At 66.2% G+C, this 10555-nt stretch carries 7 protein-coding genes, 1 tRNA gene and 2 rRNA genes; 5 read left to right on the plus strand and 5 right to left on the minus strand.

The genetic code is table 11. The features are described 5' to 3' along the window. Positions 1-13 precede the first annotated feature (13 nt). Complete coding sequence (locus H3C53_04115; protein ID MBW7915863.1) at positions 14-265, minus strand: hypothetical protein; 252 nt, start codon at positions 263-265, stop codon at positions 14-16. Then, positions 262-705 carry a methylglyoxal synthase gene (gene mgsA / locus H3C53_04120; GenBank protein MBW7915864.1) on the minus strand — a complete coding sequence of 148 codons (444 nt, stop codon included), beginning with the start codon at positions 703-705 and terminating at the stop codon, positions 262-264. The genes H3C53_04115 and mgsA overlap by 4 nt, the downstream gene beginning before the upstream one ends. A gap of 88 nt (positions 706-793) precedes the next feature. On the opposite strand from mgsA, the gene H3C53_04125 reads away from it, so the two are divergent. Beyond that, positions 794-2323 carry a potassium/proton antiporter gene (locus H3C53_04125; GenBank protein ID MBW7915865.1) on the plus strand — a complete coding sequence of 510 codons (1530 nt, stop codon included), beginning with the start codon at positions 794-796 and terminating at the stop codon, positions 2321-2323. On the opposite strand, the gene H3C53_04130 is transcribed toward H3C53_04125, so the two are convergent. The 3 genes from H3C53_04130 to H3C53_04140 form a co-directional block, all read right to left on the minus strand. Further along, a complete protein-coding gene (locus H3C53_04130; protein MBW7915866.1) occupies positions 2283-3887 on the minus strand; it encodes a carboxyltransferase domain-containing protein in 1605 nt (534 codons plus the stop codon). The genes H3C53_04125 and H3C53_04130 overlap by 41 nt on opposite strands. A 27-nt stretch (positions 3888-3914) precedes the next feature. Then, complete coding sequence (locus tag H3C53_04135; protein MBW7915867.1) at positions 3915-4670, minus strand: 5-oxoprolinase subunit PxpA; 756 nt, start codon at positions 4668-4670, stop codon at positions 3915-3917. A 119-nt stretch (positions 4671-4789) separates the two neighbouring features. Continuing rightward, positions 4790-4969, minus strand: a complete 180-nt coding sequence (locus H3C53_04140) for a hypothetical protein (GenBank protein ID MBW7915868.1) — start codon at positions 4967-4969, stop codon at positions 4790-4792. Between the two features lie 300 nt (positions 4970-5269). Here H3C53_04140 and H3C53_04145 point away from each other — a divergent pair. From H3C53_04145 to H3C53_04160, 4 genes are all read left to right on the plus strand, one after another. After that, positions 5270-8864, plus strand: a 23S ribosomal RNA gene (locus H3C53_04145). Positions 8865-8925: 61 nt separating this feature from the next. Further along, positions 8926-9042: ribosomal RNA gene (gene rrf / locus H3C53_04150) — 5S ribosomal RNA — on the plus strand. 63 nt (positions 9043-9105) lie between these two features. Then, positions 9106-9181, plus strand: a tRNA-Gly gene (locus tag H3C53_04155). A 679-nt stretch (positions 9182-9860) separates the two neighbouring features. Next, positions 9861-10460: a type IV toxin-antitoxin system AbiEi family antitoxin domain-containing protein gene (locus H3C53_04160; GenBank protein MBW7915869.1), complete on the plus strand. Its 600-nt coding sequence runs from the start codon at positions 9861-9863 to the stop codon at positions 10458-10460. The last annotated feature ends 95 nt before the right edge of the window (positions 10461-10555 follow it).

Genomic DNA, 10555 nt, shown 5'->3' on the forward strand with positions numbered 1-10555 from the left:
GCGCCCGCTCGACTCAGGCCTGCAACGGGCCGCGGCCCGGCTCGGGGTCCGGCCCCGACGCTCCCGCCAGGGCGGCGGAGAACCCCGTCTGCAGGCCCATGAGGTAAGAGAGCTTGATCATGAAGACGAGCGTGTCGGCGTCGTGGGCGGCAACCAGGTCCCCGATGAACTCGGTCGTGCCGTCCGGCAGCGCCACCGCGTCGATCTGGGCCGAGTGGCGCTCACGCATGTCCTTCAGGAAGCGTTCGATGAGCTCCTTGTTCACCTGAGGGGCGCCCCGTTCACGTGTTCGCCCGGCGCGGCTGCGAACTCTTCGAGCTCCGCCGGGTCGGCGAGCAACTCATCGAGCCACGCCAGCACCGCCTCGGCGGTGGCCAGGTTGGTGGCCAACGGCACGGCGTGAACGTCGCAGATGCGCAGCAGCGCGGAGATGTCGGGCTCGTGCGGCTGCGCCGTCAGGGGGTCGCGGAAGAAGATGACGGCCAGCACGCGCTCCTCGGTGATCCGCGCCCCCACCTGGAGGTCACCCCCCATCGGGCCCGACGCCATCAGCTCGATGGGGAGCCCCGTGCGCTCGTGCAGAACGCGGCCGGTGGTGCCGGTGGCGATGAGGGGGAAGCGCGACAGGGTGCCGGCGTGGTCGGCGACGAAGGCCGCCAGGTCGGCCTTCTTCCGGTCGTGTGCGATCAGGGCCACGGACTTCATCCTCCCAGTCTAGTTCCTGAGGCCACGGGCGGCGCTTCGTGTGAGGCCGCGAGCGGCGCGGGCGCCTTGGCGCTTAGCATTGAGGGTGATGGAACTGGCGATCGTGGCAGCGGCCGCGCTGGGAGTGGTGGCCATCGTCAGCACCAGGCTCGGACAACGTTTCGGCGTGCCCGCCCTGGTGCTGTTCGTTGGCGTCGGCATGCTGGCGGGCACGGGCGGGCCGATAGGCATCGAGTTCTCGAACTTCGAGGTCAGTTACTACGTGGGCGTGGTGGCGCTCGCCATCATCCTGTTCTACGGCGGTCTCGATACCCGCATGCGCATCTTCCGCGCCGCCATCGTGCCGGCCTCGGCCCTCGCCACGCTCGGCACGCTCCTGACGATGCTGTTCATCGGCCTGGCGGCCCACGCGCTCACCGACCTCGACTGGCTGACCAGCATGCTTCTCGGCGCCGTCATGTCGAGCACCGACGCCGCCGCCGTGTTCAGCTCCCTGCGCGGCCGCGGCCTGCCCAAGCGCCTGCGCGGGACGCTCGAGACGGAGTCGGGCACGAACGACCCCATGGCGGTCCTCCTCACCCTCTCGCTCGTTCAGGCCATCGACGGCGACCACAAGGTCGACTACCTGGCGATGGCGGGGTCCGTCGTGCTGGAGCTCGTGCTCGGCGCCGCCCTTGGCCTGGCGTTCGGGTGGCTGCTCAAGCTGTTGATAAACCGCGTCGAGCTCGTCAACGTCGGGCTCTACCCCGTGCTCGCCCTCGCCGGCGGCCTGCTGGCGTTCGGCGCCACGGCGCTGCTCGACGGCAACGGGTACCTCGCCATCTACCTGGTGGGGCTGATGCTCGGCAACGGTTACCTCGTGCAGCGCGTGGCCATCGTCAACTTCATGAACGGTGCGGCCTGGGCGGCGCAACTGATCATGTTCCTGTTGATGGGGCTGCTCGTGGTCCCGAGCCGCCTCTGGCCGGTGCTCGGGACGGCGCTCCTCGTCACCGCCGCCACCATGCTGCTGGCGCGGCCCCTCGCCGTCGTCATCACGCTGGCGCTGCTGCGCTGGGCGTCGCGCGGGCGGTACCGCTTCAGGCCGCGCGAACAGGTGCTCCTCACCTGGGCCGGGTTGAAGGGCGCCGTGCCCATCATCCTGGCGATGGTGCCGCTCATGAACCGGGTCGACGGCGCAGACGTGATCTTCGACGTGGTGGTGGTGGTCGTGATCGTCGGCACGCTGCTGCAGGGGTTCACCCTGTCGCCGCTCGCCCGCCGGCTGGGCCTGGCGAAGGCGGAGCCGCCGCCCCCCAAGCTGCGGCTCGAGCTCGGGGGCGAGGCCCCGAAGGGTGCCGCCGTGCTGGCGGTGTTCATCGGCCCGGACAACCGCGCCGTGGGGAAGCGCATCGTCGAGCTGTCGTTGCCGCGCGAGGTGGTCATCGCGGCCGTGTTGCGCGGCGGCAAGCTGGTGACGCCGAGGGGTCAGACGGTGATCGAGGCCGGCGACCACGTCTACCTGATAGGCGCCAACCTCAGGGAAGACAGCACGCCGGCCGCGTTCGGGCGCAAGCCGCGCGCTTCGACGCGCGCCGCTACGTCAACGCCGAAGGCACCGTCCTGTCGGGCACCGTGAAGGTCACGAGCGTCCCCGGCCGCGCCTGCGCCAGGGCCGCCAGGTCGCGGCGGTCCACCACGCCGGCCACCGCGTAGCCGCCCGTGCGGCCGCGGTCGGCGAGGAGGACGAGCGGGCGGCCGTCTGGCGGGAGCTGCACCGCGCCGCCCGGCGTGCCGGTCGACGGCAAAGACGGCGGTGGGGCCGGGTCGGCGGCGCCGGCGATCGGCTCCAGCCGCACCCCCATGCGGCTCCGTTCGGCCACGGCGAAGGTGCGCGCCTGCAGCGCCGCGAAGGCGGCCCCCAGGTGCAGCGGCCCGGGATGGAGGCGCAGGCTCAGGCGCGCGGGGTAGTGGCCGAGCGGCGGGAGGGACCCGGCGACCCGGCCGGGCCGCGGCGGCGCGGCGTTGGCAAGGACGTCGCCCGGCCGCAACCACCGCCCGAACCCGCCAACGTGACCCCGCGTGTCGGTGCTGCCGCTCACCGCCAACGCCTCGTGACCCACCGGCCCGCCGAGGGGCGCCAGCCCGCCGCTCACGGCCAGGAGCGGCACCCCGGCGAGCGCGGCGCCCGCGTCCGGGGGGCGGAGCTCCAACGTGGCGCCGCGGCGCCACGCGAACGGCCTGCCCGGCTCGAGCGGCGCGCCGTCGAGCGCCGCGCGCGCCGCCCCGCCGTAGGCGGCGACGACGTCGGCCTCCGCCCGCAGGGCGGCGTGCGGCACGGTCAGCTCCAGGGCCGGGGCCGTCAGGGGTGCCCCGACGGCGGCCGCCAACGCCCTGAACAGGCGTTGGTCGAGCGCTCCCGCCTCCGCCAGCCCGAAGTGACCCACGCCGCGGCGCGGGGCGCCCTGCAGCGAGGCGGAGGACGGCCACACCTCGAGGACGGTGAGGAGCGGCTCGAGCTGCACGGGCGCGCCAGGGTGCCCGCGGGACTCCGGCGCCGCGCCGCCCCGCTGCGGCCGGATCGGGGCCGGCACGAACCTCACCTCGTCGCCCGCGCGGAGGGTGGTGGGTTCGGCGAGCTCGGGGTCGAACAGGCGGAACGGCGTCGTTCCGAGCAGCCACCAGCCGCCCGGGCCCGCCGTCGGGTAGATGCCCGCCTGGCCCTGCGCGATGGCGACGGCGCCCGCCGGGACGTCGGGACGGGGGCGCGCGCGGCGCGGCGTCGTGAGGCGCGAGTCGGCGCCGTGCAGGTACGGGAAGCCGGGGGTGAAGCCGAGGTAGGCCACGGAGTAGGTGGGCGCGGCGTGGCGGGCGACGATCTCGTCCCACGAGAGCGCCAGGCGATCGCACAACTCCGAGACGTCGGCGCGGTCGCCGTACGCAACGCTCACCTCGAAGCGCCGCGGCTCGGGGGGCGCGACCGCCTCGGCGCCTGCGACGGCGTGGGCGAGGCGCTCGTCGTCGAGCAGGTAGCGCCCCTCGACGAGGACGTCGGCGTGGCCGGGCACCACGTCGTAGACGCCCGCCGGCAGGACGGAACGCAGCGCGTGCGCCAACGCCCCCAGGCGGCGGGACAGCTCCGCCGACGGCGGTTCGTCGAACGTCAGGTACCGCGCGTAGGGGCCGGCGTGGACGAGCCTCAAGGGTGAGCACCGCTCACGGCGCACCGCTCACGGCGCGGGGCTCGTGACCGCGACGCCCGCGGCCTCGAGCCCCGCGCGGACGCGGCGCGCCAGCTCGGCGGCCCCCGGCGTGTCTGAGTGGAGGCAGACCGTGTCGACCGCGAGGCGCAACCTCGCCCCGTCGAGGGTGGCGAACTCCTCGCCCCGCGCGAGGGCGAGCGCCTGCTCGAGCGCCGCCTCCGGATCCGTCAAGACCGCCCCTGGGCGGTGGCGGGGCGCCAACAGGCCGTCGTCGCGGTAGGCGCGGTCCGCGAACCCCTCGCGAAGTAGCGGCCGGCCGCGCGCGGCGAGCGCGTGGGCCGCCACCGAGCCGGCCGGCAGCACCAGCCGCAGCTCCGGGTCGAGCCGCACCAGGCTCTCGGCGAGAGCGAGCGCCAGCGCCGGGTCGAGCGCCACCGCCTCGTACATGGCGCCGTGCGGCTTGACGTGCGCCACGCGCGTGCCCTCCAGGCGCGCAACGGCCTGCAGGGCGCCCACCTGGTACACGACGTCGTCCACCACCCGCTCGGGCGGCAGCGCCATGGGGACGCGCCCGAAGCCCCGCAGGTCGGGGTAGGCCGGGTGCGCCCCCACCACCACGCCGGCCGCCACGCAGGCGGCGGTCGTGCGGCGCATGATGCTCGGGTCGCCGGCGTGGAAACCGCAGGCGACGTTGGCGGACGTGACGGCCGTCAGCAGGCGCCGCTCGTCCTCCGGCCGCCACCAGGCGCCGTACCCCTCGCCGAGGTCGGCGTTGAGGTCGATGGTCACGGCAGCATGCTACCGCCCCCCGGCGGCGGGACCGCCGAGGGCGGCTCGCTGGGGGCGCCTCGCCGAGCGCGCCTCGCCGAGCGCGCCTCGCTGGGGCGTCTCGCTGGGGGCGCCTACTCGTCCCACCGTGCAAGGTAGAGGAGCGCCGCCGACGACCACGCCTGCGGGCGGCAGGCCACGGGGTACGGCACGGGTGGCGCCGCGCTTCGCGGGTAGCCCGCCACGAGCTCCGGCGGCCTCAGGTCGGGCTGTAGGGCGGCGGGGTCGAGGAGCGCGGCCCGGGTCGCCCGCATGGAAACCGCAGGCGACGTTATCGGACGTGACGCATGAAAGGGGCCGCCGGAGCGCGCGTGGGAGGGTCGCGGCCGGACCCTCGCCGCGTACGCTTGACAAGACTTCGGGCCTAGGTGTACTCTTACTTTTGCCGCTCGAAAGACCGGCGAGAACATTGACAGGCGAATAGAAGGCAAGACATCAGGGCTCGGACGAGCACTTGGTCCCGTTAGGGACGCAAGAACGTACGAGCCGCGAATCGGGTTTTTTCGAAAACTTGAATCGCGTGTCTGCTCATACACATCAAACGAAAAGAAATGGGTCAAGTTACTAAGGGCACACGGTGGATGCCTTGGCAGTCGAACCGATGAAGGACGTGGCTACCTGCGATAAGCCTCGGGAAGCTGGAAGCAAGCGTAGATCCGAGGATCTCCGAATGGGGAAACCCAGTGGGGCGAACCCCCACTACCCTTGACTGAATACATAGGTCATGTGGAGGGAACCCAGGGAACTGAAACATCTAAGTACCTGGAGGAAAATAAAGAAACCTCGATTCCCCCAGTAGCGGCGAGCGAAAAGGGAACAGCCTAAACCGACTCCTACGGGAGCCGGGGTCGTAGGACCGGCAACATGGACTCGAGCGTATAGCGGAAGCGCACTGGAAAGGCGCGCCATAGCGGGTGATAGCCCCGTACGCGAAATGCGCGGAAGCCTAGCCGGCACCTGAGTAGCGCGAGTCACGTGGAACCTCGCGTGAATCCACGGGGACCACCCCGTAAGGCTAAATATTCCGACTGACCGATAGCGAACAAGTACCGTGAGGGAAAGGTGAAAAGCACCCCGTGAGGGGAGTGAAATAGTACCTGAAACCGTGTGCTTACAAGCAGTCACAGCCCTATGCGTACCTTCGGGTACGAACGGGTAGTGGCGTGCCTCTTGAAGCATGATCCTGCGACTTACTGGTAGTGCCGAGTTTAAGCCGATAGGCGGAGGCGTAGCGAAAGCGAGTCTGAACAGGGCGTTCAGGCGCTATCAGTAGACCCGAAACCGGATGAGCTAGCCATGGCCAGGTTGAAGCTTCCGTAAAAGGAAGTGGAGGACCGAACCCGTTGAGGTTTAAAACTCTTGGGATGAGCTGTGGTTAGGAGTGAAAAGCTAACCGAATCCGGAGATAGCTGGTTCTCCCCGAAATAGTTTTAGGACTAGCCTCGGGGGTTCACCGATGGTTGTAAAGCACTGATTGGGCTAGGGGGCTCACCAGCTTACCAAACCCTGTCAAACTCTGAAGGCCGTCGGTTCATACCCCGGGAGTCAGTCTGCGTGAGCTAACTTTCGCAGACAAGAGGGAAACAACCCAGAACGCCAGTTAAGGTCCCCAAGTCATGGCTAAGTGGTAAAGGATGTGGAGACGCTAGAACAGCTAGGAGGTTGGCTTAGAAGCAGCCATTCCTTTAAAGAGTGCGTAATAGCTCACTAGTCGAGCGTCTCTGCGCCGAAGATGATCGGGGCTAAGCCATGCACCGAAACTGCGTCAGTGCAACTAAGTTGCGCTGGGTAGGGGAGCGTTCCGTAAGCCGTTGAAGCGGTACCGCAAGGAGCCGTGGAGGTATCGGAAGTGCGAATGCAGGAATTAGTAACGATAAGAAGGGTGAGAATCCCTTCCGCCGAAAGCCTAAGGGTTCCTGAGCAAGGGTCGTCCTCTCAGGGTTAGGCGGGACCTAAGGCGAGGCCGAAAGGCGTAGTCGATGGACAGCAGGTCAACATTCCTGCCCCGCCGTCGTGGAGTGATGGGGTGACGCATTAGGATAGGCCATCCGGAGCTATGGCTATGCCCGGCGGCGTGCGAAGTCTGGAGGGACAGGAAAATCCGCCCTCCGCGTAGATGACGTACGTCGGGAAGGTCCTACGGGACTGATAACTGGTTGAATCCACGGTGCCAAGAAAAACCTCTAAACGTTGAAGCGATGGCGCCCGTACCAAAACCGACACAGGTAGGCGAGTGTAAGAGCACTAAGGCGCGCGAGAGAACCCTGGTTAAGGAACTCTGCAAAATAGCCCCGTAACTTCGGGAGAAGGGGTCCCACGTGTAAGGTTGTCAGTGATGATCGCCTGAGGTGGGCGCAGTGAATTGGCTCTAGCGACTGTTTACCACAATCACAGCACTCTGCTAACCCTTATAGGGGATGTATAGGGTGTGACACCTGCCCGGTGCTGGAAGGTCAACGGGAGGCGTGAAAGCGCTGAACTGAAGCCCCAGTGAACGGCGGCCGTAACTATAACGGTCCTAAGGTTAACTTAACGCTAGCTTTAGTAAAACCAAACTATATGCGGGAAACTCCTCAAAAGCCGCGCGGTACTAGTGGGTCCGAGGACGCCACAGTAACAATCCGCCGGATACGTGGACAATCCGCAGGGAAGGCTTGGAGTGTCCTTCACGCCAAGAACCCTCAGAGACTATACGTTTGGGGTCGACTCCCCCGGACGAGACGCATGAAACTCGAAGCTCAATGGATAGCCGGCTTCGTCGATGGCGAAGGCTGTTTTCACGTCGGGATAGCCAAGCACGACGAGATGACGATGGGAGTGCAAGTGCTCCCGGAGTTCACGGTCGTCCAACACGAGCGGGACGCCCAACTGCTGCACGCCCTGAAGGCGTACTTCGGTTGCGGAGTGGTGCGACGGAATCACGGAGACCGGCTTGCGTATCGCGTTCGCGATCGCAAATGCCTCCGCGAAGTGATCCTTCCGTTCTTCATGAAACACCAGTTGAAGACAACCAAGAACATCGAGTTCTTGAAGTTCAGACGGGTGATTCTGGCGATGGAAGACGGGATGCACCTAACGCAAGAGGGCCTCGAGGAGATCAAGCGTATCGCCGAGGGCATGAACCGCGGTCGACCAAGATAGAGTCCGGCCCTCCTGGAAACAGGACGGGGGAATTCCGAGCGAAATTCCTTGTCAGGTAAGTTCTGACCTGCACGAATGGTGTAACGACTGGAGCGCTGTCTCAACCAGGGACTCGGTGAAATTGAATTGGCTGTATAGATGCGGCCTACCCGCAGCAGGACGAAAAGACCCCGTGGAGCTTTACTACAGCTTGATGTTGATGCTTGGACTGTTCTGTGTAGGATAGGTGGGAGACTGTGAAGCCGGGCCGCTAGGCTCGGTGGAGTCAACGGTGAAATACCACCCTGAATGGTTCGATCGTCTAACCTGCACCCGTTATCCGGGTGGGGAACAGCGTTAGGTGGGTAGTTTGACTGGGGCGGTCGCCTCCTAAATCGTAACGGAGGCGCGCAAAGGTTCCCTCAGCACGGTCGGAAATCGTGCGTAGAGCGCAAGGGTATAAGGGAGCTTGACTGCGAGACGTACATGTCGAGCAGGCACGAAAGTGGGCCCTAGTGAACCGGTGGTACCTTGTGGAAGGGCCATCGATCAACGGATAAAAGTTACCCCGGGGATAACAGGCTGATACCGCCCGAGAGTTCACATCGGCGGCGGTGTTTGGCACCTCGATGTCGGCTCGTCATATCCTGGGGCTGGAGAAGGTCCCAAGGGTCCGGCTGTTCGCCGGTTAAAATGGCACGCGAGCTGGGTTCAGAACGTCGTGAGACAGTTCGGTCTCTATCCGCTGTGGGCGTAGGAAAGTTGAGGAGAGCTGCTCCTAGTACGAGAGGACCGGAGTGGACGCACCTCTAGTGTCTTAGCTGTCGTACCAGCGGCACATGCTAAGTAGCTACGTGCGGAACGGATAAGCGCTGAAAGCATCTAAGCGCGAAGCCGACTCCAAGATGAGCTTTCCCATCCCGTAAGGGAGTAAGACCCCCGGAAGACCACCGGGTTGATAGGCTGGGAGTGTAAGTGCGGCAACGTACTTAGCTGACCAGTACTAATCGGTCGAGGACTTGACCATTTCTCGGACTTTTCCGAGAGAGACACCTGATCTTGCCTTCTATAGCCTGTCCATATCTTTCCTCTTCGTGCTCTTGGCGTCGTGGACCCACCCGAACCCATTCCGAACTCGGAAGTTAAGCACGACAGCGCCGATGGTAGTTGGGGGGCAGCCCCCTGCAAGAGTAGGTCAGTGCGAGGAGGTTATCTAGGCAAGGACGGTCTGAGGCCACGCGCCTCAGACCGCTCCGTATCCGCTCCCTAAGCGGGAGTAGCTCAGCTGGTAGAGCACTACCTTGCCAAGGTAGATGTCGCGGGTTCGAATCCCGTCTCCCGCTCCACACCAACGCGCCCGTCCGGGCCGGCCCCGCGCCGACCGGACGGGCGGTTCGGTTACGTGCCCCGACATGTGCCGCCGACCTTGAGGCAGCCCCGGGCGCCGGGCTTGAGGCTCTCACGCTGTGAACCTGCTTCGGGTTTGGGTTCCAAGTGGCTCAGGATGGCTACGCTCTTGCGGGCGTGCCGCTCAGCTATCTGCTGGTTGCGGGAGAGGCTCAGTCTGGCGTTCGACCGCGGGTGGGCACACGATGGGCGTAGTAACGCGGTCAGGGCCTTGTTGATATCCACAATCGGAGTGGCGACGCTCGGCCTCATGCTCGCCGAATCAAGGACCTACCCCCTCGGTCTGCGGGTAGCCGGCCTTGCGCTTGGACACCTCGACGCCTCCGTCCCGATTCTAGGGTAAAGCCTCGCGCTAGGACCGAGCCAGGCCCCGCCACCTTAGAAACGGTGTCACGAAACGCGAACCCGGGCTGGTTTGCGAGACATAGATTACGGGACCGCTATTGGAACACTCGGGGGCCCCGGGAATGCCGTGCCGGCGCTCCGTCGCCCGGGTGCGTGAAGAACGACCGGTTGCCGGTGGGGCCGGGCACCAACTGCCATCGATGATCCAACGAGCAATCTAGAGTGGTTGCAGAAGTGTCAAGTATATTTTGATGTTTGTGTAAACTAGAGTTGATGACCACCAAGCCCGATCCGCGCACGGAACTCTATGCCATCGCGGAGCGCCAGGCTGGTTACTTCACCGCATCCCAGGCCCTCGAGGCCGGCTACAGCCGCGCCTCCCAGCATTACCAGCATAAGGCAGGGAACTGGCGGCGCGAAGGCCACGGCATCTACCGCCTCGAGCGCTTCCCCCACACGCCGGACGAGCACTACGTACTGCTCATGCTCTGGAGCCGAGACCGCGCCGGCACCATCCAGGCCGCCGTTTCCCACGAGACAGCCCTGCAGGCCTATGAACTGAGCGACGTCATGCCCGCCAGCATCCACCTCACCGTCCCCAAAGGCTTCAGGAAGCAACCACCCGCCGGGGTCCAGCTGCACCGCCAGGACCTGCCGGCGTCCGACATGACCGAACGTGCCGGGTACAGGATCACCACGCCCCTACGCACCCTGCTCGACGCAGCCGCTTCCACCCTCAGCGCGGAACACCTGGCGACCGCGGTGCAAGCCGCCCTCAACCAGGGCCTAGTCCGCAAGCGACTGCTGGAAGCAGCGATCGAGAACTCCCCCGATAACGTCAAGGCCCGATTCGCACGTCTCGGGCTCCCATGATCTACCGCACCGCCAGCGACTTCCGCCGGGCGCTCGAAGACCGCCTAACCACTCAGGCGCGAGCCGAGCACCGGGTGGATCCCAACCGGCTGCGC

This window comes from Trueperaceae bacterium (assembly GCA_019454765.1).
Lineage (GTDB): Bacteria > Deinococcota > Deinococci > Deinococcales > Trueperaceae > JAAYYF01.

Bases quoted from the DNA above. Each gene is read 5' to 3' on its own strand.
- mgsA (MBW7915864.1), bottom strand. From the start codon at position 705: ATGAAGTCCGTGGCCCTGATCGCACACGACCGGAAGAAGGCCGACCTG.
- H3C53_04125 (MBW7915865.1), top strand. From the start codon at position 794: ATGGAACTGGCGATCGTGGCAGCGGCCGCGCTGGGAGTGGTGGCCATC.
- H3C53_04140 (MBW7915868.1), bottom strand. From the start codon at position 4,969: ATGCGGGCGACCCGGGCCGCGCTCCTCGACCCCGCCGCCCTACAGCCC.
- H3C53_04160 (MBW7915869.1), top strand. From the start codon at position 9,861: ATGACCACCAAGCCCGATCCGCGCACGGAACTCTATGCCATCGCGGAG.